Below are 24,343 nucleotides of genomic sequence, written 5' to 3'. Positions count from 1 at the left end.
CCCCCCCCCCCCCCCCCCCCCCCCCCCCCCCCCCCGGCCCGCCCCCCCCCCCCCCCCCCCCCCCCCCCCCCCCCCCCCCCCGACTCGATGAAGCGGGGGCCCCAGTCGTGCGGCCTGGCCGCGAACGGACTCATCGCCCGGTGCGGCACTTGGTGCGGCTCTTCCGGGCGATGAGTTGATCTGCTTCCAGCCTGCGCCTCCCGGCGGTGAAATGCAACCCCTTCCCGCGCCAACAACAAGTCGTTGCACCCTCACTTTTGGGGACTGACCGCCAGCGAGCCCGACCTACTAGCTTCGATTCGCGCGGGATCGCGCACCGGAGGGAGAGGTGATCACGGGATGCAGACGACCGCCGTCGCGGCCGAGGTCGCCGAGGTCCTCGATCGGCAATCGGCCGTCAGAGCAAGATCTCCGATCGCCCGCGTCGTCGGCGTGAGCCCCCTGCGGGCGGAGACGCGCGCTCCGTACCGCAGCGCCCTCGCGCTCCTCGCACTGGACGACGTGCTCGCAGAGCTCGGCCCGGACTGGGTGACCCTGTGCGGGGTGCCGGTTGCGGGCGGCACAGCGCCCATCGACCAGCTGATCATCGGACCGGCCGGCGTGATCGCGCTGACCATCCGCAACGCACAGGGCCTGCAGGTGTGGGCGGGCAACGGCGTGTTCGTCGTCGACGGGCTCGAGGTGCCGCAACTGCGCGAGTCCGAGCTGGCCGCAGCGCTCGCCGAGACGGCGTTGTCGGATGCCACCGGCGATCGAGTGCGCGTAAAGCCGGTTGTCGTCGTGGTGAACGCAGCCAGTCTGATCGTGAGCAAGCCGCGACGCGGCGTGGTCGTCGTCAGTTCGCGCGAATTGCGGACCTGGCTGCTCGGGTTGGAGCCCACCATGCCGCCCGAGCTTCAGGAGCGCATTCGCGATGCGGCATCGGATGCGCTCACCTGGTCTATGGACGCCTGGCCGAAAGGCGACACCGAGCGGATCCTGGAGCGATTCCACGCGCTGCGCACCGAGGTGAACAGGGCCAGACGCGCCAGAGTCATCTGGATCGTCGGGCTCGCAACGGTGCTCTGGGCGGCAGCCATCGCTGCCGCGCTCACCGACGCGTTGCGCTGACTTTCGTGTCCGGCTGCCGTCAGCCGATCAGCGACATGAGCCCGAAGGCGGCGAGGGTTGACGCCGCGATGCCGAACAACAGTCCGAGCACCATGAGCGTTTTCGAGCGGTCCAGGCGCTCGAGCGGTGTCGCCATATTGCTCTCGATGAGCTTCTCGCGCGCCCGCTCGAGGCTGCGGTAGGTTCCGACGACGTGCCCGCGACGGTCGGTGGCCCGATACCGCCCCGTCGTGGTGACGTCGATCGTGCCCGCCGCTTCGCCGTCATACTCTGCGACCCAGCGGCTTGGCAGCACTGCAACCCAATTGGGGTGCTCGTACGGAACGAGCGAGTGCTTGGTGAGCGTGGTCATCTTCACCTCCCCATCCCGCACCGCCCCCTGTGGCGGTGCGCCATGTGGGATGCGGTCGGAATTCCCTGAGTTCCCCGCGCATCTTGTTGGTGATGATACCCCGCGAATGGGGGGTGGGCTAGTGGTTGTTTTTGCCAGCTTCTTCCGGGTGGGTCAGCTCGCCCCGTGCGGTGACTCCCGGAGGAAGGATCCGGATGACGCCGGCGATGACCTTGTACCGCTTGGACGGCGTGACCACGGCCCGCCCGCGGCCGGCTCCGCGCAGCGCTTCCCGCACCACTCGTTCGGCGCTCAGCCACATGAAACGCGGCACCGCGTCCGGTGTGACGCTCATCCGGTCGTGGAACTCGGTGCGGACAAACCCGGGGATGACGGTCGTGACTCTCACGCCGCGGCCCCGATACTGCACGTGGGCCCAGCGACTGAACGAGATCAGCCCGGCCTTTGCCGCACCGTACACGCCGCGCAGGGTGAGGCCCGCGATGCTGGTGACGTTGATCACCGTGCCGCTGCGGCGGGGGAGTTGCTGCCGCAGGGCGGCGTGGGTGAGCCGGATGGGTGTGCTCAGCAGCAGGTCGATCATGCGTTGTTCGTCATCGACGTTGCTGGACTCGAACGGCGTCGCGAGACCGAAACCGGCATTGTTGACAAGCACATCCACCGGGCGGACGGTTTCGGCCAGTCGCCGCTCCACCGTTGCCAGGTCATCGCGATCGGTCAGGTCGGCGGGCAGAATATCGACCCGACACCCGTAGGCCTGCTCCAGCATCTTCGCCGCAGCCTCGAGGCGCGCGCGGTTACGGGCGACGAGGATGAGATCGTGGCCGCGCGCGGCGAGCTGGCGCGCGAACTCGGCGCCGAGCCCCGCGGTCGCGCCGGTGACGAGCGCCACCCTGCTCACTTCTCCACCCGCACGTGCTTGATGCGCGACGTGTGACCGCGGACGATCTCGACCCGCGACTTGGCCACTGAAAAGTGGTCGGCGAGCGCGGCGATCACCCCGGCGTTCGCGGCACCGTCCACAGCCCGCTCCCGCACGTAGACGATCAGGCCGTCATCGCTGGTCTCGACCAGCGGCCCCTTGCGGCTGCCCGGCTTCACTCGCACCGTCACGCTGGGTCCAGGGTCCACGCCTCAAGGCTAGTGACCGGATGGCGAGTGCGTACGGCGCGCCGACGAGCAGGACGCCGAGCGCGGCCGCAGCGAGCGACGCAAGGTTCAGAGCGAGAGGCGGCTGCCCGGCGAGAGCCTGCACGACGCTGACCCCGAGCACGAGCGTGTAGCCGATCGCCGCGGCCAGCGACATCCGGAACTGCCGTCGAAGCGCCCAGCCGGTGAATGCGCCCAGCCACGCGAGCAGCGGAAGCACCTGGATGGCGTGCATGGCGATGCCGTGCGGCGACTTCAGGATCCCGCCATCCCCGAAGACGACGCCCTGCGGCCCGAAGACCGCGTCGTCGCCGGACGCCGCGGCAGGGACGCCGACCGCGACGATCAGCCCGCCCAGCACCTGGCCGACGAGCAGGAGCAGCATGCTCACCCGGATGGCGAGCAGCATCGCAGGCGGCCCGTCCGCAGCGCGGGTGAAGAACAGGGCGGTGATCATGAGCAGGGCAAGCGCGATGCCGGCCACCTCCACGCCCATGACCACGAAGACGCCAGAGTCGAACGCGGTGGAGAAGTTGAAGTGCGAGGGCACACCGCGCCAGGTCTGCATGGTGATGAGCGCCGTCTCTGACATGCCGAGCAACCCCAGCCCGCCGAGCAGGAGCCAGTCGAGCAGGGGCTTGAGCCGGAGGAAGGATGCAAACAGCGCGATGGTGGCCAGGGTGATCCCGAACGAGAAGCCGAACAGTATGGGCTTGCGCCAGGACAGCGGTCCATCCCACCCGGTGCCGGAGAGCAGGAAGACGACACCGTGCACGGCCGCGGACGCGAGCAGCAGGATGCCAGAGACGAGCAGGAACTTTTGGCCACGGGTGAAGCGGTTGCGCGAGAGGAACGTGGGTGCCGACGGGGCCAGTGCTGTTGCCATGACCTCAGCGTCGCAGGCACCCGGAAGCCGCCGCCATCGGGGTTTGCCCTGATCGCACCCCGAGCCGCGAGAAGTTCAGCCGGGCACGCACGCGCCAGTCGGCACCGCACGGTCGAGGGCAGGAGCCTGGGAGGCAACCGGGCCGAGTTGGTCCATGGTGAGCGCGTAGCCGACGTTCTGCAGGTTCTCGGAACGCGCGAAGATCACACCGGCGACGTCCCCATCGAGGGTGAGGAGGGGCCCGCCCGAGTTGCCCGACTGCACGTTGCCGGTGAGCACGAACACCTCGAGGCTGTTCGGTGCCCGGCCGTAGATGTCCGGGGTGCGGACGTTCGCGATGTCCTGGACGAGTGCCGGCTCCGAAGTGAACGGGCCGCCGAGCGGGTAGCCCTGGAAGACGGCACCGTCGCCCTCGTCGAGGTCGTCGCTGAGCGGGATGGGGTCGGCATCCAGCCCGGGAACCGCGATGACCGCGAGATCGCTGTCCGGGTCGAAGTACACGACCCGGCCGGAGCGGGCCGGCTCGCCGGTCGCCTCGATGACCGGCTCGGAGACGCCGGCGACGACGTGCGCGTTGGTGACGACGCGATCATCCGAGACCACGAATCCGCTGCCGGACTGGCCCTGGCCGCACTCCCACGCGGTGCCGGTGATGCGCACGACCGAATCGGCGGCATCCTGCAGCTCCGGCGAATCGAGGCTGATCTCGGGCGGCTGCTGCGACGGGCTGCCGAGCGCGTCGATGACCCGCGGCACGCCTTGATTGACGGCGATGGCACGCAACTGCGAGAGTCCGCGCTTGACGGGCTCGGGAGTGAGCGTGTCGATCGTCTTCAGCACGCCGGATGACGCGATCGCCTGGGTGAGGGCGGGGACTCCGATCGAGCCGACGCTGAATCCGAGGATCCAGGCGATGAGCGCAGCGACCACGACGTTGGTGATGGCGCCGAATGCCCGGTCAACGGTTCCGGGACTCCGGCGTTCGCGGCGCCGGGTGTTCACTCCGGTGAGCCAGGCGCCGATCGCCTGCCCGATGGCGATGAGCAGGATGCTCGCGACGATCAGCACGACGAGGCGCAGCATCGGCTCCAGGACGGTCGCGTTGATCAGCGGCGTGACGAAGAAGCTCGCGAGCGCTCCGAGCAGCGCGCCGAGCATCGGACCGGCGCTGCGCAGGAAACCGGCCCCGTAGCCGTATGCCAGGTAGCCGATGAACAGCAGGAACAGGGCCACGTCCAAGAACCCCGCGAGCAGCATCCGGCCTCCTCCTCATGAATGCACGCTGACAATACCCCGCCGCTCCTGTTGCCACACTGGACGCATGACGATTCCCCTGAGAACGCTGAACGACGGCAATACGCTGCCCGCGATCGGATTCGGCACGTACAGGCTGCGCGGCGAGGAGGCGATCACCGCGACCGGCTCCGCGATCGAGAACGGGTACCGCTTGATCGACACCGCGCTCAACTACGGCAACGAGAAGGAGGTCGGAGAGGCGATCCGGCGCTCGAGCGTCCCGCGTGAGGAGCTGTTCGTCACCACCAAGCTGCCCGGCCGTTTCCACGGGCTGAACGAGACGTTCGAGGGGTTCCGCGAGTCGCTGGAGCACCTCGGTCTCGACTACGTCGACTTGTTCCTGATCCACTGGCCGCTGCCGCGCGTCGACAAGTACGTCGACTCCTGGCGGGCGATGATCCGGCTGCGCGAGGAGGGCGTCATCCGCTCGATCGGGGTCAGCAACTTCACGCCAGCGCACCTCGAAAGAGTCATTGCCGAGACGGATGTCGTCCCCGCGGTGAACCAGGTCGAACTGCACCCGTACTTCCCCCAAGGCGAGCTGCGCCGCTTCCACGCCGAGCACGGCATCCAGACCGAGAGCTGGACGCCGCTAGCGCGCAAGAAGTCGCCGTTCACGAATGAGAAGATCCGGGAGGTCGCGGATGCGCACGGCGTCACGCCAGCGCAGGCGATCCTGCGCTGGCACGTGCAGCTGGGCACGATCCCGATTCCGAAGGCGAGCACCGCCGAGCGGCAGCGCGAGAACATCGACATCTTCGGGTTCGAGCTCACCGACGAGCAGGTGGAGTCGATCAGTTCCCTCGAGGAGGGCCGGCTGTGGGGCGGGGACCCCGACACCAACGAGGAGTTCTGAGCGGGGAATACTGGGCCGTGATCTGCGGTTTTCTAATACATGAGCACCACAGCGACCAGAACCACGCCGGACGGCAAGGTGCGGCTGCGCATCAACGCGGTCGGTTCGATGATCGCGGCGACGGTGGATGCTGTCGGAGCTGAGGCATCCGGATTCGAGCGCGGCGATCGCGTCGCGTTGCCGACCCCGAAGCGGCAGTTCTCCGACTCGCCGATTGTCAGCGCAGAGAACCTGATCGGCGTGCCCAAGGACGTGACCGACGCGCAGGTCGCTGAGATTCTCGCTCCTGGCTTGGTTGCGCATGCGCTGCTACTGCGCGGACGCGTCATCAGCGCCGGTGATCGGGTGCATGTCACGGTCGCACACTCGGTGCTGCGCGATGTGATCGAGGCCTGGTCTCGTGCGCTCGGCGCTCGCATCGTCGCCGACCCGGCGGATGCTTCGGTCGTGATCGACGATGCCGCCCGCCGGGCAGCGACGGAGGCCGCCTACCGCAAGGGGCGGCTGCAGCTCGCCGCAATTGACGTGTTCCACGCCATTCGCGCGGGCGTCTTCGACCGGGTGCAGCGCGCGGCCCGTACGCACTCAACGGCCGCCTGACCGCGCGAGACCGCAACGTCAGAGGACGGGCGGTCAGGGCGTCTGAGAAACTTGAGGTTCTAGGAAACGTAGGGGCAGGCAGTTGATTCGCGAAGACATCCGGAGTCTCTTCGCGTTCCGTCAAAGCCCGGTGCGGTGGCCCATCGGACTGCAAGCCGCCATCTCGGTCTCCGTGCCGCTGGCCGTGTTCCAGCTCGCCGGGTACGAGGAACTCGGCCTCATGGCGTCGATGGGCGCCTTCGTGTCGCTGTACTCGGCGGCGATGAGCAGGGTGCGCCGCGCCCAGGTGCTGCCGATCATCATCCTCGGGATGATCGCTTCATCGGCACTCGGTGTTGCCACATCGCACAGTCTCGCGCTCGGGCTGGTGACCCTGTTCGTCGTCGCCTCCGTCGCATCCGTGCTGTGCCTCGGCGCCCGGATCGGGCCACCCGGACCGGTGTTCTTCGTGCTGATCGCGGGCGTCTCCGGCTACCTCGCAGCGCCGGCGGAACTCGGCGGAGTCGAACGCGATCCGTTCGCGATCATCTCGATGGTCTCCGTCGGCAGCGTCTTCGCTTACCTGGTCGTGCTCGCGCCGCTGCTGGTGACCAAGTACCGCGAGCGCGAGCTGGAGCGCTACAACAGTGAGGAAGCGCGATCCCATCCTCGCTTCGCGTTCGATCACGAGTCCGGGCCGATCGTCGGGCGCATCATCGCGGCATCCGGCATCGCCGCACTCGTCAGCGCACCTCTCGGTATCGACCGCGCCTACTGGGTCTTCGTAGCTGTCGTGGCGATCCTGCAGAACTTCGCGCACATCCGCGTCACGGCGATTCGGGGCATCCACCGTGCCCTCGGCACCTTCCTGGGCGTCGGCGCGTTTGCGCTTGTCGCCATGCTGCACCCGCAAGGGCTGTGGCTTGCGGCAACACTCGGCATGTTGCAGTTCACCGTGGAGCTTCTGGTTACGCGCAACTACGGCCTCGCGCTGGTCTTCATCACGCCGCTCGCGTTGCTCATCAGCACCTTCGGCGCGGGAACGGATGTCGGCGCGGTGGTCCGAGAACGGGCCATCGACACCGTGATCGGGGTGGCGATCGCGCTGGGCGTTCTGCTGTTGGCGTGGACCTTCCGCCGCATCCGCTCTGCTAGAATCTCAAGGTTGCCGTCGAACGGCCGCGGATAAAGAGAGCTCACACAGTCGGGTGTCGGGCACCGCGCAACGAGAGAAAAGGGGATCACATATGGCACTTGATGCAGAGGTCAAGAAGCAGATCATCGAAGAGTACGCAACCCACCCAGGTGACACGGGATCCCCCGAGGTTCAGGTCGCGATGCTGTCGCGTCGCATCAAGGACCTGACCGAGCACCTCAAGGAGCACAAGCACGACCACCACTCACGTCGTGGCCTGCTGCTGCTCGTCGGTCAGCGTCGCCGCCTGCTGGGCTACCTGCAGGACATCGACATCGAGCGCTACCGCTCACTGATCGAGCGTCTCGGACTCCGCCGATAGATTTCTTGCTTGGCTGCGGGCCGTCATCCTCTTGGATGGCGGCCCGTTTCGCTTGTCTCGGGCACCGCGCGCACTAGCCTTGCCCCCATGACGGCATTGGCGCTGGTGCTCGCGATCGTTCTCGGTGTGCTGCTGATCGGCTTCGGTGCTATTGAGGCGTTCTTCTCCCGCTCGAAGCGCTTCTACCCGCTGTTTCGCATCCGGGAGGAGCACGCGCCGGCTGTTCGCATCTGGACCATCAACGTCGGCTTCTACAACATCGTCTGGGGTCTCGGGATCATCGTCGGCGCCATTCTCGCGGCCGTCGGACAAGTAGTGGTCGGGAAGACGATGGTGGTGTTCGTCGCAGCGGCGATGATCCTGCTCGGCCTCGTGCTGCTGCTGTCGGAACGCCGGCTGTGGCGTGGTGCGGCGGTGCAGGGCGGGCTCGGCCTGATCGTGCTGGTCGCCTGGCTGGTGTGACCACCGACAGGCTCGACCACCGAAGGACCTCTCGGGCGCGTCAGCTACCCTCCGGCACATGGGCGGCGACGTGCGCATCGGGATCTCCGGCTGGCGCTACCCGCCGTGGCGGGGTGTGTTCTACCCCAAGGGGCTCCCGCAGCGGCTCGAACTCGAGTACGCGTCCCAGCACGTGAACTCCATTGAACTCAACGGCTCGTTCTACTCGCTGCAGCGCCCCCAGTCGTACCAGCGCTGGCGCGATACGACACCGGATGACTTCGTGTTCTCGGTCAAAGGTGGTCGCTACATCACCCACCTGCTGCGGCTGAAGGACACGCAAGGCGGCCTGGCCAACTTCTTCGCATCCGGGATGCTCGCCTTCGGCGCCAAGCTCGGTCCCATCCTCTGGCAGTTGCCGGCAACGCTCCACTTCGACCCCGACCTGCTCGAGGCGTTCCTGGCCAGCTTGCCGCGCACGACCGCCGAAGCGGCGACCATTGCGGCCGGGCACGAGGAGCGGATGACGGGCAAGGTGTGGTTTCAACCGGATGCCGACAGTCCGCTCCGGCACGCGCTTGAAGTGCGCAGCGCGACCTTCGAGAATCCCGCCTACTTCCGCATCCTCGAGAAGCACAACGTCGCATCCGTCGTTGCCGACACCGCGGGGAAGTGGCCGCGGCTCACCGAGGTCACCGCCGACTTCGCCTATGCGCGGCTGCACGGCGACAAGGAGCTTTACACGAGCGGCTACGACGATGAGGCGCTCGATCGCTGGGCCGACACGGTGCGTGGCTGGCGCGTCTCCGGATACGACAGCTACATCTACTTCGACAACGACGTCAAGGTGCGTGCCCCATTCGACGCCATGGCGCTCCAACGCCGCCTCGACGGGCCGTCATAGCGGTAGCATCCGAAGCGTGAGCATCACTACGGATTCCGTGCAGAGGGGCGTCGCAGTGAGGCCGTTCGCCGCCTTCCTGCCGTACGTCGTCGTCGGAGCGGTGCACCTCGTCGCGAAGCTGGTCGACAACGTCGCGCTGGACCAGTTCACCAAGCCGCTTCTCATGCCGCTGCTGCTGGTCGGCTTCCTATTCGCGCTTCCGCGTCGACGCAGCGAAGTCGCACTGCTCGGCAGCCTCGCGATCGCGTTCTCCTGGCTCGGCGACGTGTCGCTCCTCTACTCGGGCGACCTCGGCTTCCTGACCGGCCTCGGATTCTTCCTGCTCGCGCACGTCGCCTACCTGCTGCTGATCATCCGGAAGCTCCGGATGCGCCGGCTCGGCCCGTTCGCGCTGATCTATGCCGCGTGGTGGGTGTCCCTGGTGGTGCTGCTGGCTCCACATCTGGGCAGCCTGCTCATCCCGGTCGCGGTCTACGGACTGGTGCTGTCAGCGGTCGCCGCGTTCGGCACCACCGGAAGTGTCCCCCTTATCGCCGGCACGGCGCTGTTCCTCGTCTCCGACACCCTGCTCGGGGTGAACCGGTTCCTGCCCGGCTTCGAACTGTGGCAGGTCGACTTCATCATCATGCTCACCTACATCGTCGGTCAGGGACTGATCGCCTACGCCGCGGTGCGTGCCGCAGCCAACCAAGAGAAGAGACTGCAATGACCCACACCAGCGCTTCGCTCGCCCCGCACGCCAACGGCCCGCGGGGGAAAGGCTTCGCCGTCGCAGCGCTGGTGCTCGACATCGTCGCCACTCTGCCGATCCTGCTCGGCACCGTGTTGTGGCTGTTGACCATGAACGACACCGGCTTCGCGATCCTCGCCATCGCTGCTGTGCTGGTGCTCGGCGGGCCCTACCTTGCGGCACTGTTCGCGGTCGCCGCAATCCTTGGCGGTGTCGCGATCGCGCGGGGTCCGCGTGGCCTCGGTATCGCGACTCTCACCTGGGCCGTCCTCGGAATCGCAGTGAGCCTGCTGCCGTTGCTGCTGGCAACACTCAACTCGTAGCGGGCGACACACGGGCGACGGCAGCCGGCGCCGCATGTTTGACTGAGGTGATGACTTCCTCCGCCCCTCGCGTGTCCGTGCTCGACCTCGTCCCCGTCCGCAGCGACCAGACGACAAGTGACGCCATCGCAGCATCCGTGTCCCTCGCCAAGCGTGCCGACACCCTCGGCTACCACCGCTACTGGGTGGCAGAGCATCACAACATGCAGGCGGTCGCAGCAACCAACCCGCCTGTGCTGATCGCAATGCTGGCGGCCGTCACCGAGCGCATCCGGGTCGGATCAGGTGGAGTGATGCTCCCGAACCACGCGCCGTTGGTGATCGCCGAGCAGTTCGCCGCGATCGAGGCGGCGTTCCCTGGCCGGATCGATCTCGGCATCGGCCGTGCCCCAGGCAGCGACCCGGTGATCACCGCGCTGCTGCGCTCCACCGGCACGACGAGCGAGGTAGACCGCTTCCCCGAGAACGTTCAGGACATCCTCGCGCTGCTGAACCCGGATGGCGCGACGCTGCGGATCGGCGGTGGCCGCGAGTACGAGGTGCGGGCGACGCCGAGCGCAGCGAGCGTGCCCGATCTGTGGCTGCTCGGCTCGAGCGACTACTCGGCGACGCTCGCCGCGACGCTCGGCCTGCCGTACGTCTTTGCCCACCACTTCTCCGGGGAGGGCACCCAGCGCGCGCTCGACCTCTACCGGGGTTCGTTCACTCCGGGGGTCACGGATGCGCCGCGCACGTTCCTGACCGTAAACGCGGTCGTCGCCGAGACGGCGCAGGAGGCCAGGGAGCTGGCCGTCCCACAGCTGCTGCACATGGCGCGGTTGCGCAGCGGACTGCCGCTGACCGCGCAATCACTGGTCGAGGATGCCCTCGCCGAGGAGGTTGCCTCGCCGCAGCAATCGATCATGGACGGCATGGCCGAGCGGTGGGTGATCGGCACTCCCGGTCAGGCCGCCGATGGCATCCGGAAGCTAGCCGAACGCTTCGCGGTGGATGAGGTGATGATCGCGCCGGTCGCCTCGGCGCGGCGTGGCACCGATCCGCGTACCTCGCCAGCGCGCGAGCGCACGCTCGAACTGCTCGCCGACGCGCTTCAGACGTTCGCCAGCGAATAGCGCAACATCGCCGAGACCGGCCCGAGGTTGCCCGCGTCACCCGGGTTGACCGCCCGCACGATGCCGCCCTTCTCGAGCACGCGTACCGCGATGGCGTCCAGGATGTTGTACGAGCGCGACGGCGACCCGTCGTCGTGGATGATGCCGTCATCGTCGATGTAGCCCTCGACCCGCGCGAACTGATCGAACACCAGCTGGTCGACGGCGCCGAACGTCGCCGCCTTGGCGACCTCCTCGAGGTGCGATGTGCCCAGGCCATGCGCTTGCTTGGTGCCGAAATCCTCGCGCCACGCCTCGAGCTCCTCGCGGTAGTGCTGCTCCAGCAGTTCGCGGGCGCGAGCGTCCAGCGCGGCGGGGTCGACGGATTCCGGATTGAGCCGAATGCCGGTCTCGAGCAGCTTGGGGTAGCTGTTCACGACCCTGTACGCCGGTTCGAAGTCGTCGGTCGCGACCAGGATCAGCGGCAGGTCGGAGCCGTCGATCCGCTCGATCACGGCGTCCTGGATCAGGCGGCAATACTTCTGGTGCTCGATCCGCTGGCCGGAACCGCCGACGGCACCCGCGCGGTCGGCGTCGCCCTCGTTGACCGTGAACTCGAGCACCGAGTGGAGATCGTCGGGCAGCCCGTTCAGGGTCAGTTCCCGCGGGCGGCGGTTGGGGGAGAGGTGGAACAGTCGCGCGCCGCGAGCGTTGATGGCGAGCGCGTACCCGCACTGCGGATAGCTGATCGAGCGCAGCAGCGGACCGATCTCAAATCGGTCGCTCGTGACCACCGACTCGCGGACGTCGCTAGCGAGGCGGTAGGCGTTCAGCATGCGGGGCGCGACCAACACGACGAGGCTGTTCGACTGGTGGTCCCAGAAGTCCTCGTCCTGGTCGAGGTCGCCGATCGCATCGAGGATCGACTGCCGGGAGGATGCGTCGATGCCATCCGATTCAAGGCGAGCAACGGCATCCGCAACCGCGGACTTCAGCGCGATCCGAACGCCCGGGACTTCGTTCGGAATCGGTGAAGAGGGGAGGTAGATGCTCACACTTGCGGGGTCTCGGTGAAGCGCCAGTTTCTTGAGTTCTGTTATCTCAGGTGCTGAAGCGAGCATGCCATCACGCTAGGTCGCTTCTCGGTGGGGAAGGGGATCACTCACGAGACTCTGAGCATCTTCACGCCGGGGGTGCAACGACTCATAGCACGCTGAACAAGCGCTTCGAATAAGTCAGTTGGTCGGGCGGGAATTCTCACGTCGCCAGTGATGTTCAGTAGGATGTACATGCAAACGCATTGAAAGGCTAGCCATGGAAACCCAGACCGGAGCGTCTCGCTCTCCGATGCAGTTCGGCATCTTCAGTGTCGGCGACATCACGACCGACCCGACGACCGGGTACACACCGACCGACGCAGAACGCATCCAGAACATCCTCACCATCGCGCAGCACGCGGAGGAGGTCGGCCTCGATGTCTTCGCCATGGGCGAGCACCACAACCCGCCGTTCTTCCCGTCCAGCCCGATCTCGATCAACAGCTACCTGGCGGCCAAGACCGAGCGGCTGATCCTCTCCACCGCGACCACGCTGATCACCACGAACGACCCGGTGCGCCTGGCCGAGGACTACGCGATGCTGCAGCACGTCTCCGGCGGACGCATGGACATCACCCTCGGTCGCGGCAACACCGGACCGGTGTACCCGTGGTTCGGTGAGGACATCCGTCAGGGCATCCCGCTCGCGCTCGAGAAGTACGCGCTGCTGCGCCGCTTGTGGAGCGAGGACGTCGTCGACTGGGAAGGCAAATTCCGCACGCCGCTGCAGGGCTTCACCTCGACGCCGCGGCCGCTCGACGGTGTCGCGCCGTTCGTCTGGCACGGCAGCATCCGCAGCCCCGAGATCGCGGAGCAGGCCGCCTTCTACGGTGACGGCTTCTTCGCCAACCACATCTTCTGGCCGGCATCGCACACGCAGCGGATGGTCGAGTTCTACCGGTCGCGCTTCGAGCACTACGGCCACGGCACCGCCGCGCAGGCGATCGTCGGCCTCGGTGGCCAGGTGTTCATGCGCAAGAACTCGCAGGACGCCGTGAACGAGTTCCGGCCGTACTTCAACAACGCGCCGGTGTACGGCCACGGGCCGAGCATGGAGGAGTTCACCGCGCAGACGCCGCTGACTGTCGGCAGCCCGCAGGAGGTCATCGACCGCACGCTGGGCTTCCGCGACTACGTCGGCGACTACCAGCGCCAGCTGTTCCTCATGGACCACGCCGGCCTGCCGCTGAAGACGGTGCTGGAGCAGCTGGACCTGCTCGGCGGCGAGGTCGTCCCCGCGCTGCGCCGCGAGTTCGCGAACAACCGCCCAGCGGAGGTTCCGGATGCGCCAACCCACGCGGCCCGCGTGGCGGAGTCCCGCGCGGCGCGCGTCGAGACGGAAGCGGTGGATGCCTGATGGAAACCCGCAAGCTAACCGTCATCTCGGCTGGACTGAGCCAGCCGTCGTCCACCCGGATGCTCGCCGACAAGCTCGCGGCGGCGACTCTCGCCCGCCTCGAGGACGAATACACGGTCGACGTCGTCACCGTGGACTTGAAGGACTTCGCGCACGACATCGTCAACAACATGCTGACCGGCTTCCCGAGCCCGAAGCTCGAGGAGGTCATCGCATCCGTCGAGACCTCGGACGGGCTCATCGCGGTGAGTCCGATCTTCACGACGAGCTACAGCGGCCTGTTCAAGTCGTTCTTCGATGTCGTCGACAACAAGGCGCTCACCGACCTGCCGGTGCTGATCGGTGCGACGGCAGGCACGCCCCGGCACTCGCTCGCGCTCGACTACGCAATGCGGCCGGTGTTCAACTACCTGCACGCGGTGGTCGTTCCGACCGGCGTGTTCGCCGCGACCGGCGACTGGGGCGACAGCGGCGACAAGGTGCGCTCGCTGCCCGAGCGGATCGACCGCGGCGCAGGCGAACTCGCCGAGCTGATGAAGGCATCCGAGCGCTCCCACACCGTGCGCGACCCGTTCGCGCTGGACACCTCGCTCAGCCCGGTCGGCGGCTTCCAGCCCAGCTGACCCGCCCGCCCTTCCGATCCGAACCATCATCGAGTCGGGAGTAGTTGCCCTTATGAGCATGCTCAATTGGGCAACTACTCCCGACTCAACGTGGTCAGAGGGCCTTGACCGCCCCGAGCACCTTGGAGAGCGAGTCCTTCGCGTCGCCGAAGAGCAGGGTCGTCTTCGGGTCGAACAGCAGCTCGTTCTCGATGCCGGCGAAGCCGGGCCGCATCGACCGCTTCAGGAAGATGACCTGGTTCGCCTGGTTCACCTCGAGAATCGGCATGCCGTAGATCGGCGAACCCGGCGCGGTCTTCGCCGCCGGGTTGACGACGTCGTTCGCGCCGACGACCAGCACCACGTCGGTGTGGCTGAACTCCGGGTTGACCTCGTCCAGTTCGCGCAGCGACTCGTACGGCACGTTCGCCTCGGCCAGCAGCACGTTCATGTGCCCTGGCATGCGTCCGGCGACCGGGTGGATGCCGAACGAGACCTTGACACCGCGCTCCTCGAGCGCCGTCGCGAGCTCCGCGATCGTGTGTTGGCCCTGCGCGACCGCCAGGCCGTAGCCGGGCACGATCACGACCCGCTGCGCGTAGCCGAGCTCGACCGCGACATCCTCCGGGCTGCCCGACCGCACCGGCCGGTCGCTCTGCGTCGTCGACCCGGCGGTCGACGTGCCGCGGAACGCTCCGAACATGATGCCGGCGACGCTGCGGCCCATCGCAGAGGCCATCGCCAGGGTCAGGATCGTTCCGGATGCGCCGACGAGCGTCCCGGCGACAAGCAGCAGCACGTTGCCGAGCACGATGCCGGATGCCGCGACCGCAAGACCGGTGAACGCGTTCAGCAGCGAGATGACGATCGGGACGTCAGCGCCGCCGACCGGCAGCACGAGCAGGAAGCCCGCGAGCAGGCCCACGCCGAGCAGCCCGAGCGCCCAGCCCAGGTCGCCGGTCACCACGACCATGACGCACGCGGCGATCGCCGCGAGCAGCACCAGACCCATCAGGAGGGGCAGGCCGGGGAACACGATCGGCCTGGTGCTGATCAGTTCCTGCAGCTTGCCGACGGTGATCGCCGAGCCAGCGAACGACACGGCGCCCACCAGCATGGTGAACACGATCGCGACCCGCACCCAGGTGTCGTCCGCGTGTCCGAGCTCGAGGATGCCGACGAGCGCCGCTGCGCCACCGCCGACACCGTTGAAGCCGGCGACGAGCTGCGGCATCTGCGTCATCTGCACGCGCCGCGCGATCGGCACCGCGATGGCCGAGCCGACAAGGATCGCGGCGACGATCAGCAGCAGGTTGTCGAGCTGCATGGAGAGGAACACCGTGACGACCGCGACGATCGCACCGGCCGCACCGATCAGGTTGCCGCGTCGTGCCGACTTCGGCGAGCTCAGTCCCTTGAGGGCGAGGATGAAGCAGACGGCCGCGATCAGGTAGAGGATCGCAGTGATTTCGGGGGATAGCAGGTTCACTTGGCTTCCCCTCCCTTGGTGCTCTTGCGACCGCCGAACATCTCCAGCATCCGGTCGGTGACCACGAAGCCGCCGACGAGGTTCGCGGTCGCGAGCACGACCGCGATGAGCGCGACGACCAGCAGCGCGGCATCCTGGGTCTGCCCGGCGACGATGATGGCGCCGACGAGGATGATGCCGTGGATCGCGTTCGCGCCCGACATGAGCGGGGTGTGCAGCTTGCTCGTCACCTTCGAGACCACCTCGAAGCCGACGAACACCGCCAACACGGTGATCGTGAGCAGGGTCACGGCATCCATCAGTTGGTTCCTTCCGTGGTCAGTCCAAGCGCAGAGGCGGTCTGCGGATGCCGCACAACGCCGTCATGGGTGAGGCACGCGCCGGCGACGACCTCGTCCTCGAAGTCCGGCTCGACGCGTCCCTCAACGGCCATCAGCGCGAGCAGGTTGGCGACGTTCTTCGCGTACAGGCGTGACGCGTCAGCAGGGATGGTGGACGGCGCGTCGGCGAGACCGACGAGCGTGACGTGCCCGCCCTCGACCTCCACAGGAGTGTCCTGGCCCGAGACGACGCCCTCGACGTTGCCGCCGCTCTCTGCGGCGAGGTCCACCACCACCGATCCCGGCTTCATGCCCTTGACCATCTCGGTTGTGACGAGCAGCGGAGCAGCCCGGCCGGGGATGGCTGCGGTGGTGATCAGGATGTCGGCCTCGGCGACGTGCGGGCTGAGCAACTGGCGCTGGCGTTCCGCGCTGTCCGTGCTCAGCTCGCGCGCGTAGCCGCCCGCGCCTTCCGCCTCGAGTTCGAGGTTGATGAAGGTGCCGCCCATCGAGGCTACCTCGTCGGCGGATGCGGGGCGGATGTCGTTCGCTGACACTCGCGCGCCGAGACGCTTGGCAGTGCCGATGGCCTGCAGTCCGGCGACGCCGGCGCCGAGCACGAGCACCTTTGCCGGCGGGATGGTGGCGGCGGCGGTCATGTAGAGCGGGAAGAACCGCGGGTAGCGGGTGGCGGCCTCGAGCACAGCCCGGTACCCGGCGACCAGCGCCTGCGAGCTGAGCGCATCCATCGACTGGGCGCGCGAGATGCGCGGCACCAATTCGAGCGCGAACGAGGTGACCCCGGCGTCGGCCAGGGCGCGCACAGTGTCGAGTTCCGAGGCGGGGGAGGCCAGCCCGACCGTGATGGCGCCGCGCCGCAGCGCAGCTACCCGCTCCGGTTCGAGCGGCCTCACGTGGGCGTACACGTCGACGGTTCCCAGGTCGATGCGCGGCTCGACGGATGCCCCGGCGGCCCGGTACGCGTCATCCGAGTATCCGGACTCCTCACCGGCGCCAGCCTCGACGACCACGGTCATGCCTAGCCCGGTCAGTTGCTTCACCGTCTCGGGTGTGGCGGCGACCCGCCGTTCCCCGACGCGGCGTTCCCGCTCGATAGCGACTCTCATTGCGCTCCTCTCTGAACGCCTCAGAGTATGGACGGGGGATCCGGTGTTCAGCGCCGATTAAGCCCAGCGCGGCGCGAAATAAGCGTGTTTCTTTAGAGTTCGAGACTTTTGCCGAGGCCCGGCGGAGTAGAAGGCGAGTCCAACTAGGCTCCGTCCGCGTCGGCTGGTAGCCTTGACGCGGTTGCCCAACCGCAACCGAGCAACTACAACGGAGCAGGCCGGCTCGAAGCTGGTCACCGGTGGTGGCATCCCGTCTCGAACGGTGTGTTTCTACTGTTGGCCAGAACAGACGCCCGGCACAAGACGTGTCGTGTCCCTTCCTGCCCGCTCCTGCTCCGGCGTACGCCGCGCGCATCCCCATGCGCGTGAGCCATTACATAAGGAGAAAGATCCCTTGGAGGGTCCAGAAATCAAGTTCGCCGAGGCCGTTCTCGATAACGGCAAGTTCGGCACGCGCACCGTCCGGTTCGAGACCGGACGACTGGCGCAGCAGGCACAGGGTGCCGTTGCCGCCTACCTCGACGAAGACACCATGCTGCTCAGCGCGACGAGCGCGAGCAAGCAGCCGAAGGAGAACTTCGACTTCTTCCCGCTGACCGTCGACGTCGAAGAGCGTTCGTACGCCGCGGGAAAGATTCCCGGAAGCTTCTTCCGCCGGGAGGGTCGTCCGTCGACCGAGGCCATCCTGGTCTGCCGCCTGATCGACCGGCCGCTGCGCCCGTCGTTCGTCGAGGGTCTGCGCAACGAGGTCCAGATCGTCATCACGGTGCTCTCGATCGCACCCGACGAGTTCTACGACGCGCTCGCGATCAACGCCGCATCCGCGTCCACCCAGATCTCCGGTCTGCCGTTCAGCGGACCGATCGCCGGTGTGCGCCTCGCGCTCATTGACGGACAGTGGGTCGCATTCCCGAAGCACTCGCAGCTCGAGCAGGCCGTGTTCGACCTGACCGTGGCCGGCCGCATCGTCACCGACGCGAACGGCAACGAGGATGTCGCGATCATGATGGTCGAGGCTGAGGCCACCGAGGCATCCTGGAACCTGATCCAGGGCGGTGCCATCAAACCGGACGAGACGATCGTCGCGCAGGGACTCGAGGCGGCCAAGCCGTTCCTCGCCCAGCTGGTCAAGGCGCAGGAGCAGCTCGCAGCGCAGAGCGCCAAGGAGGTGCAGGACTACCCGGTCTTCCTGCCCTACGACCAGGGCACCTACGACGCCGTCGCGCAGTTGGCAGAGGCCGAGCTCGCGGGCATCTACCAGATCGCCGACAAGATGGAGCGCCAGAACGCGGATGACGCACTGAAGGAGCGCGTCAAGGTCGCCGTCGCCGAGAAGGTCGAGTCCGGTGAGCTGCCGGATTCCGTGCTCGGGCAGTTCAGCGCCGCGTACAAGTCGGTCACCAAGAAGGTCGTCCGCGGCCGCATCCTCACCGACGGTGTCCGCATCGACGGTCGTGGCCTGGCGGACATCCGCCCGCTGGACGCCGAGGTGCAGGTCATCCCGCGCGTGCACGGAAGCGCGATCTTCCAGCGCGGTGAGACCCAGATCCTGGGCGTCACGACGCTGAACATGCTGAAGATGGAGCAGCAGATCGACTCGCTGGCCCCGGTCACGAAGAAGCGCTACCTGCACCACTACAACTTCCCGCCCTACTCGACCGGTGAGACCGGCCGCGTCGGCAGCCCGAAGCGTCGCGAGATCGGCCACGGCTTCCTCGCCGAGCGCGCACTCGTGCCGGTGCTGCCGAGCCGCGAGGAGTTCCCGTACGCGATCCGCCAGGTGTCGGAGGCGCTCAGCTCCAACGGCTCGACCTCGATGGGCTCCGTCTGCGCGTCGACCCTCTCGCTGCTGAACGCTGGTGTGCCGCTGCGCGCGCCGGTCGCCGGCATCGCGATGGGCCTGGTCAGCGACGAGGTGGACGGCGAGACGCGCTACGCGGCACTCACCGACATCCTTGGTGCTGAGGACGCCCTCGGCGACATGGACTTCAAGGTCGCCGGAACGAGCGAGTTCGTCACCGCCATCCAGCTCGACACCAAGCTCTCCGGGCTTCCGTCGTCGGTGCTCGACGGTGCGCTGAAGCAGGCGAAGGAAGCGCGCAACGCGATCCTCGCCGTCATCAACGCGGCGATCGACGCTCCGGACGAGATGGCGCCGACGGCGCCTCGCGTCATCAGCGTGCAGATCCCGATCGACAAGATCGGTGAGCTCATCGGCCCCAAGGGCAAGACGATCAACCAGATCCAGGACGACACCGGCGCAGACATCTCGATCGAGGACGACGGCACCGTGTACATCGGCGCCGTCGACGGCCCGTCGGCCGAGGCTGCCCGCCTGGCGGTCAACGCGATCGCGAACCCGCTGAACCCCGAGGTCGGCGAGCGGTTCCTCGGAACCGTCGTCAAGATCGCGACGTTCGGCGCGTTCGTCTCGCTCACGCCGGGCAAGGACGGCCTGCTGCACATCTCCGAGGTGCGCAAGCTCGCCGGCGGAAAGCGCGTCGAGAACGTCGAGGACGTCCTCGGCGTCGGCCAGAAGATCCAGGTGGAGATCACCAAGATCGACGACCGCGGCAAGCTCTCGCTGGCCCCGGTCCTCGAGGAGTCGGACGGCTCGTCCGACGCCTCCGTCGAGTCGGTGGAGACCACCGAGGCCTGACCCCTCGCACCAGACGCAAAGAACCCGCTCCCGCTTCGGTGGGGGCGGGTTCTTCGTCTCAGCATCGAGTTGCCCACTTTGGCCCCTCACAGCACCGGATTCAGGGGCCGAAGTGGGCGACTCGGCGAATATTGCAGGGCGAGAACGCGAGTCAATTTGCCCATTTTCAGCCAACTTGCGTACGCTCGGCAGTAGCCCGGCAAGGACGCCGGGACGGAGGCGACCCCCTACCCGGATGGCCGCTTCCTCTCCAGTGGATCCTCGTCGCTCATCAGGCGGGAGGGTCGCGACGGAAGGGGCACCGATGTTGCGCGAAAGCGTCACGGAGCATGGCACAGCTGATCTTCTCGAGGACTTCGTCCAACTGCTGAAGCCTGACGGGTCGAGGGTGGCTAACCCGACGTTCGACACGTGGGTGGCGGATGTGACCGACGAACAGCTGGTGTCGCTCTACGAAGACATGGTGGTCGTCCGTCGCATCGACGCCGAGGCGACCGCGTTGCAGCGTCAGGGCGAACTCGGCCTGTGGGCCCCGCTGCTCGGCCAGGAGGCCGCGCAGATCGGCTCGGCTCGCGCGCTGCGCGACGACGACTTCATCTTCTCCAGCTACCGCGAGAACGCCGTCGCCTACTGCCGCGGCGTTGCGCTCACCGACCTGCTCAGCATGTGGCGCGGCCACTCACACGGAGGCTGGGACCCGTACACCGTCAACATGGCGGTGCCGGCCATCATCATCGGCGCCCAGGCGCTGCACGCGACCGGGTACGCGATGGGCATCAAGGCGGAAGCGGCCGATAGCGTCGCGATCACCTACTTCGGGGACGGCGCGACCAGCCAGGGCGACGTGAACGAAGCGCTGGTCTTCGCCGCGAGCTTCGACGCGCCGGTGGTGTTCTTCTGCCAGAACAACCAGTGGGCCATCTCAGAGCCGGTCGGGGTGCAGGCCAAGCGGCACATCTCCGAACGCGCCCCCGGGTTCGGCATCCCGAGCATGCGTACCGACGGCAACGATGTCCTCGCGGTGATGGCGGCGACCCGCATCGCGCTGGACCGCGCCCGCGGCGGCGGCGGACCCACCTTCATCGAGGCGGTCACCTACCGGATGGGGCCGCACACCACCTCCGACGACCCCAGCCGCTACCGCACCAAGGACGAACTCGAGGAGTGGAAGGGCAAGGACCCGATCACTCGCCTGGAGGCGCTGCTCGAGTCGACGGGGGCGCTGAGCGACAAGGTTAGGGCTCGCGTGAAGGCGAAGGCGGATGCTGTGGCGGGGGAGCTCCGCCAGGGCGTGATCTCGATGGAGGACCCGCACCCGCTCAGCGTCTTCGACAATGTCTACGCCGAGCCGCACAGCTGGCTCGAGCGGCAGAAGAGCCAGTACGCCGCCTACCTCGAAACCTTCGAGGGGGACGAGCGATGACAACGACAACAACGACACAGCTCACCCTTGGAAAAGCGCTCAACTCCGGCCTTCGCCGCGCGCTTGCCGACGACGACCGGGTGGTGCTGATCGGCGAGGACATCGGAGCGCTCGGCGGTGTGTTCAGGGTGACCGATGGGCTGCAGGCCGAGTTCGGCGAAACGCGAGTCATCGACTCGCCGCTGGCCGAATCGGGCATCATCGGCACCGCGGTCGGGCTCGCCATGCGCGGGTTCCGTCCGGTGTGCGAGATCCAGTTCGACGGTTTCATCTACCCGGGCTTCGACCAGATCGTCGCGCAGGTGGCCAAGCTGCACTACCGCACCCGCGGCCACGTCAGCATGCCGATCACGATCCGGGTGCCGTACGGCGGAGGCATCGGCGCGGTCGAGCACCACTCGGAGTCGCCGGAGTCCTACTTCGCGCACACGGCAGGTCTGCGAGTCGTGACCTGCTCGACGCCGCAGGATGCGCACACCATGCTCAGGCAGGCGATCGCCAGTGACGATCCGGTGCTGTTCTTCGAACCCAAGCGGCGGTACTGGGCCAAGGGCGAGGTGGACGAGGATATCGCCGACGCCCTTCCCCTCGGCAAGGCGCGCGTCGTGCGTGAGGGAACGCAGGTGACGCTCGTCACCTACGGGCCGCTGGTGGCGACGGCAATCGACGCCGCGGCGGCAGCGGAGGACGATGGCGTCTCCATCGAGCTCATCGACCTGCGGTCGCTCTCGCCGATCGACTTCGACACCGTCGAGGCATCCGTCCGCAAGACCGGGCGGCTGGTGATCTCGCACGAGGCGCAGCAGCACGGCGGCATCGGAGCCGAGATCGCTGCGAGCATCACCGAACGCTGCTTCAACTGGCTCGAGGCCGCGCCGGCGCGGGTCACGGGCTTCGACACCCCGTACCCGCCCGCATCGCTCGAGGAGCACTTCCTACCGGACCTCGACCGGATGCTCGACACCGTCGACCGCGTGCTTGGACGGCCCAACTCGCTCAGCAACTGGGAGGCCTGATGGCAGTCAAGGAATTCGCGCTGCCGGACCTCGGCGAGGGCCTCACCGAGTCGGAGCTGGTCAGCTGGCGGGTCGCCGAGGGCGACACCGTCGAGCTGAACCAGGTCATCGCCGAAGTCGAGACCGCGAAAGCACTCGTCGAGCTGCCCTCCCCGTTCGCCGGTGTCATCGCGAAGCTGTACGCGGAGCCCGGCACGACCGTGCTGGTCGGCGCTCCCATCGCAGCGTTCGAACTCGCCGACTCCGGTGAGCCGGCCGACGTGCCCATGCCCGATGAGGACGCACCGACCGATGGCTCGCCGCAGCCGGTCGACAGCGGGCGCGAATCCGTGCTCGTCGGCTACGGGCCGCGCGTGGAGACCGGCGACCGCCCGAAGCGGAGAGCGCGGAAGGCCGCCGGGCCGCAGGCAACGCTTGCCCCGGCATCGGGCAGCGACCGTCTCGAAACCAGCCCAGCGCCGCGCGCCCTCTCCACCCCGCCCGTCCGCAAGCTCGCTCGCGACTTGGGCGTCGACCTCACGACCCTCACCGGCACCGGCGACAACGGGGTCGTCACCCGCGAGGATGTCGAGCGTGCGTCCACCGGCGCATCCGCCGCGCCCGAAACGCGCACAACATCCCAGCGCTCCGGCGACCGCGAGACGCGCACCCCGATCCAGGGCGTGCGCAAGCACACCGCCGCGGCAATGGTCGCGAGCGCCTTCACCGCGCCGCACGCGAGCGAGTTCCTCACCATCGACGTGACCCCGACAATGGAGCTGATCGACACGCTCAAGGCGTCGTCGCAATTCAGCCAGGTGCGCCTGAACCTGCTCGCGGTGGTCGCGAAGGCGGTGTGCTTCGCCGTCGGACGCAACCCGTCGGTGAACTCACGCTGGGACGATGAGGCGCAGCAGATCGTGCAGTTCAACTACGTCAACCTGGGCATCGCGGCGGCGACACCGCGCGGCCTGATGGTCCCGAACATCAAGGACGCCGACACCCTCGACCTGATCCAGCTGGCCGGGGCGCTCGCTGAACTGGTCGAGACGGCGAAGGCCGGGCGCACCGGCCAGGCGGAGCTCGGCGGCGGCACGATCTCGATCACCAACATCGGCGTCTTCGGCATCGATGCGGGCACACCGATCCTGCCGCCGGGGGAGGCCATGATCCTCGCGCTCGGCGCGGTGAAGCGGATGCCGTGGGAGCACAAGGGGGAGATCGCCCTCCGCCAGGTGCTCACCTTGAGCATCTCATTCGACCACCGCCTGGTCGACGGGGAGCAAGCGAGTCGCTTCCTCGCGGATGTCGGCCGGATCCTGGCAAACCCGGCGTCGCTCATCGCGATGGTGTGAGGGACGACATGGAGCGGCTGATCCCCGAGCAGACGAGTCCGGAACTCGCCGGCACCGCGTTCGTCCACCTCGACGGGATCCTCTACGCGTCGTTCTCCACGCCGGACTTCGCATCCGCAGCATCCCTCGCCGCAAGGGTGGGGGAGGTGGCGGAGGAGCTGAACCATCATCCCGAGCTTCGCCTCGGCTGGGGTTCGATCTCATTCGAGTTGACCTCGCACGACGCCGACGGCGTTACGCGGCGCGACCTCGAGCTGGCGGGACGTATTCAGGAGCTCGCCGACGAAGCGGGCGCCACCGGAGACACGCAGGTGCCCGCCCGCTACGACATCGCCATCGACACGGTGGATGCCGACGGCATCCGCGGTTTCTGGAAGGCGGTTCTCGACTACGACGAGGTCGACGACGACGGAGAGATTGAGCTCGTCGACCCGCGCGGCAAGGGCCCGCGGTTCTGGTTCCAGCACATGGAGCCGCCCCGCACCCAGCGGAATCGAATCCACGTCGACGTGTACGTGCCGACCTCGGATGCGCCCGACCGGGTGCAGGCGGCCCTCGACGCGGGCGGCACGCTGCTGACCGACGAGTACGCGCCCGGATGGTGGGTGCTCGCAGACGCCGAGGGCAACGAGGCCTGCGTCTGCACCTCCGACCTCTAGGGGTTGATTTCCCGAATCGGCGATTC

26 protein-coding genes are annotated in these 24,343 nt (G+C 67.6%); 17 read left to right on the top strand and 9 right to left on the bottom strand.

What is annotated here, in order from left to right; all coding sequences use genetic code 11:
- Positions 1 to 339: 339 nt before the first annotated feature.
- Positions 340 to 1,110, top strand: a complete 771-nt coding sequence (locus tag IRG63_RS12000) for an NERD domain-containing protein (protein ID WP_193510256.1) — start codon at positions 340 to 342, stop codon at positions 1,108 to 1,110.
- A 19-nt stretch (positions 1,111 to 1,129) separates the two neighbouring features.
- Here the strand turns inward: IRG63_RS12000 and IRG63_RS11995 are convergent, their stop codons facing one another.
- The 5 genes from IRG63_RS11995 to IRG63_RS11975 form a co-directional block, all read right to left on the bottom strand.
- The gene (locus IRG63_RS11995; RefSeq protein ID WP_168627701.1) at positions 1,130 to 1,462 is read right to left on the bottom strand and encodes a hypothetical protein; all 333 of its coding nucleotides are present in this window, start codon (positions 1,460 to 1,462) and stop codon (positions 1,130 to 1,132) included.
- Positions 1,463 to 1,580: 118 nt separating this feature from the next.
- Positions 1,581 to 2,363 carry an SDR family oxidoreductase gene (locus tag IRG63_RS11990; RefSeq protein WP_193510255.1) on the bottom strand — a complete coding sequence of 261 codons (783 nt, stop codon included), beginning with the start codon at positions 2,361 to 2,363 and terminating at the stop codon, positions 1,581 to 1,583.
- Positions 2,360 to 2,563: a DUF167 domain-containing protein gene (locus tag IRG63_RS11985; protein WP_370566250.1), complete on the bottom strand. Its 204-nt coding sequence runs from the start codon at positions 2,561 to 2,563 to the stop codon at positions 2,360 to 2,362. The genes IRG63_RS11990 and IRG63_RS11985 overlap by 4 nt, the downstream gene beginning before the upstream one ends.
- On the bottom strand, positions 2,517 to 3,497 hold the full coding sequence (locus tag IRG63_RS11980; protein ID WP_193510253.1) for a hypothetical protein: 981 nt from the start codon (positions 3,495 to 3,497) through the stop codon (positions 2,517 to 2,519). The genes IRG63_RS11985 and IRG63_RS11980 overlap by 47 nt, the downstream gene beginning before the upstream one ends.
- Before the next feature lie 75 nt (positions 3,498 to 3,572).
- On the bottom strand, positions 3,573 to 4,754 hold the full coding sequence (locus IRG63_RS11975) for a MarP family serine protease (protein WP_193510252.1): 1,182 nt from the start codon (positions 4,752 to 4,754) through the stop codon (positions 3,573 to 3,575).
- A gap of 64 nt (positions 4,755 to 4,818) precedes the next feature.
- Between IRG63_RS11975 and IRG63_RS11970 the strand changes: the two genes are divergently transcribed.
- The 9 genes from IRG63_RS11970 to IRG63_RS11930 all read left to right on the top strand — a co-directional run bounded on the left by IRG63_RS11970 (position 4,819) and on the right by IRG63_RS11930 (position 11,255).
- Positions 4,819 to 5,649: an aldo/keto reductase gene (locus tag IRG63_RS11970; protein WP_168627696.1), complete on the top strand. Its 831-nt coding sequence runs from the start codon at positions 4,819 to 4,821 to the stop codon at positions 5,647 to 5,649.
- A gap of 39 nt (positions 5,650 to 5,688) precedes the next feature.
- Positions 5,689 to 6,249, top strand: a complete 561-nt coding sequence (locus tag IRG63_RS11965) for a hypothetical protein (RefSeq protein WP_168627695.1) — start codon at positions 5,689 to 5,691, stop codon at positions 6,247 to 6,249.
- Between the two features lie 82 nt (positions 6,250 to 6,331).
- The gene (locus IRG63_RS11960; protein ID WP_168627694.1) at positions 6,332 to 7,417 is read left to right on the top strand and encodes an FUSC family protein; all 1,086 of its coding nucleotides are present in this window, start codon (positions 6,332 to 6,334) and stop codon (positions 7,415 to 7,417) included.
- A gap of 58 nt (positions 7,418 to 7,475) precedes the next feature.
- Positions 7,476 to 7,745: a 30S ribosomal protein S15 gene (gene rpsO, locus IRG63_RS11955; RefSeq protein ID WP_168627693.1), complete on the top strand. Its 270-nt coding sequence runs from the start codon at positions 7,476 to 7,478 to the stop codon at positions 7,743 to 7,745.
- An 87-nt stretch (positions 7,746 to 7,832) separates the two neighbouring features.
- Positions 7,833 to 8,207: a DUF1304 family protein gene (locus IRG63_RS11950; RefSeq protein ID WP_168627692.1), complete on the top strand. Its 375-nt coding sequence runs from the start codon at positions 7,833 to 7,835 to the stop codon at positions 8,205 to 8,207.
- 58 nt (positions 8,208 to 8,265) lie between these two features.
- Positions 8,266 to 9,090 (top strand): DUF72 domain-containing protein, encoded by an 825-nt coding sequence (locus IRG63_RS11945; protein ID WP_193510251.1) that lies wholly within the window; start codon positions 8,266 to 8,268, stop codon positions 9,088 to 9,090.
- A gap of 16 nt (positions 9,091 to 9,106) precedes the next feature.
- Positions 9,107 to 9,799 (top strand): lysoplasmalogenase, encoded by a 693-nt coding sequence (locus tag IRG63_RS11940; RefSeq protein ID WP_193510250.1) that lies wholly within the window; start codon positions 9,107 to 9,109, stop codon positions 9,797 to 9,799.
- Complete coding sequence (locus IRG63_RS11935) at positions 9,796 to 10,143, top strand: hypothetical protein (protein WP_193510248.1); 348 nt, start codon at positions 9,796 to 9,798, stop codon at positions 10,141 to 10,143. Before IRG63_RS11940 ends, IRG63_RS11935 begins: the two co-directional genes overlap by 4 nt.
- A 50-nt stretch (positions 10,144 to 10,193) precedes the next feature.
- Positions 10,194 to 11,255, top strand: a complete 1,062-nt coding sequence (locus tag IRG63_RS11930) for an LLM class flavin-dependent oxidoreductase (protein WP_193510247.1) — start codon at positions 10,194 to 10,196, stop codon at positions 11,253 to 11,255.
- Here the strand turns inward: IRG63_RS11930 and IRG63_RS11925 are convergent.
- On the bottom strand, positions 11,234 to 12,355 hold the full coding sequence (locus IRG63_RS11925; protein ID WP_193510246.1) for a hypothetical protein: 1,122 nt from the start codon (positions 12,353 to 12,355) through the stop codon (positions 11,234 to 11,236). The genes IRG63_RS11930 and IRG63_RS11925 overlap by 22 nt on opposite strands.
- 193 nt (positions 12,356 to 12,548) lie before the next feature.
- On the opposite strand from IRG63_RS11925, the gene IRG63_RS11920 reads away from it, so the two are divergent.
- Together IRG63_RS11920 and IRG63_RS11915 are read left to right on the top strand one after the other, a co-directional pair.
- A complete protein-coding gene (locus tag IRG63_RS11920; protein WP_227412060.1) occupies positions 12,549 to 13,688 on the top strand; it encodes an LLM class flavin-dependent oxidoreductase in 1,140 nt (379 codons plus the stop codon).
- Complete coding sequence (locus IRG63_RS11915) at positions 13,688 to 14,311, top strand: FMN reductase (RefSeq protein WP_193510245.1); 624 nt, start codon at positions 13,688 to 13,690, stop codon at positions 14,309 to 14,311. The genes IRG63_RS11920 and IRG63_RS11915 overlap by 1 nt, the downstream gene beginning before the upstream one ends.
- A gap of 94 nt (positions 14,312 to 14,405) precedes the next feature.
- Here the strand turns inward: IRG63_RS11915 and IRG63_RS11910 are convergent, their stop codons facing one another.
- From IRG63_RS11910 to IRG63_RS11900, 3 genes are read right to left on the bottom strand one after another with little or no spacing between them, the layout of a single operon-like run.
- Positions 14,406 to 15,779: an NAD(P)(+) transhydrogenase (Re/Si-specific) subunit beta gene (locus IRG63_RS11910; protein WP_168627685.1), complete on the bottom strand. Its 1,374-nt coding sequence runs from the start codon at positions 15,777 to 15,779 to the stop codon at positions 14,406 to 14,408.
- Positions 15,776 to 16,078 (bottom strand): NAD(P) transhydrogenase subunit alpha, encoded by a 303-nt coding sequence (locus IRG63_RS11905; RefSeq protein ID WP_193510244.1) that lies wholly within the window; start codon positions 16,076 to 16,078, stop codon positions 15,776 to 15,778. Before IRG63_RS11905 ends, IRG63_RS11910 begins: the two co-directional genes overlap by 4 nt.
- Complete coding sequence (locus tag IRG63_RS11900) at positions 16,078 to 17,226, bottom strand: Re/Si-specific NAD(P)(+) transhydrogenase subunit alpha (RefSeq protein WP_193510242.1); 1,149 nt, start codon at positions 17,224 to 17,226, stop codon at positions 16,078 to 16,080. Before IRG63_RS11900 ends, IRG63_RS11905 begins: the two co-directional genes overlap by 1 nt.
- 394 nt (positions 17,227 to 17,620) lie before the next feature.
- On the opposite strand from IRG63_RS11900, the gene IRG63_RS11895 reads away from it, so the two are divergent.
- The 5 genes from IRG63_RS11895 (at position 17,621) to IRG63_RS11875 (ending at position 24,317) form a co-directional block, all read left to right on the top strand.
- Positions 17,621 to 19,885: a polyribonucleotide nucleotidyltransferase gene (locus tag IRG63_RS11895; protein ID WP_193510241.1), complete on the top strand. Its 2,265-nt coding sequence runs from the start codon at positions 17,621 to 17,623 to the stop codon at positions 19,883 to 19,885.
- A gap of 304 nt (positions 19,886 to 20,189) precedes the next feature.
- Positions 20,190 to 21,308: a pyruvate dehydrogenase (acetyl-transferring) E1 component subunit alpha gene (gene pdhA / locus IRG63_RS11890; RefSeq protein WP_193510240.1), complete on the top strand. Its 1,119-nt coding sequence runs from the start codon at positions 20,190 to 20,192 to the stop codon at positions 21,306 to 21,308.
- Positions 21,305 to 22,324 carry an alpha-ketoacid dehydrogenase subunit beta gene (locus tag IRG63_RS11885; RefSeq protein WP_168627680.1) on the top strand — a complete coding sequence of 340 codons (1,020 nt, stop codon included), beginning with the start codon at positions 21,305 to 21,307 and terminating at the stop codon, positions 22,322 to 22,324. Before pdhA ends, IRG63_RS11885 begins: the two co-directional genes overlap by 4 nt.
- The gene (locus IRG63_RS11880; RefSeq protein WP_193510239.1) at positions 22,324 to 23,658 is read left to right on the top strand and encodes a dihydrolipoamide acetyltransferase family protein; all 1,335 of its coding nucleotides are present in this window, start codon (positions 22,324 to 22,326) and stop codon (positions 23,656 to 23,658) included. Before IRG63_RS11885 ends, IRG63_RS11880 begins: the two co-directional genes overlap by 1 nt.
- Before the next feature lie 8 nt (positions 23,659 to 23,666).
- Complete coding sequence (locus IRG63_RS11875) at positions 23,667 to 24,317, top strand: VOC family protein (protein ID WP_193510238.1); 651 nt, start codon at positions 23,667 to 23,669, stop codon at positions 24,315 to 24,317.
- Positions 24,318 to 24,343: the final 26 nt, after the last annotated feature.

The sequence above is a fragment of the Cryobacterium sp. BB736 genome (assembly GCF_014980265.1).
Lineage (GTDB): Bacteria > Actinomycetota > Actinomycetes > Actinomycetales > Microbacteriaceae > Terrimesophilobacter.
The sequence above is the reverse complement of the archived record's forward strand: the minus strand, read 5'-3'. Positions and strand labels throughout refer to the sequence as shown.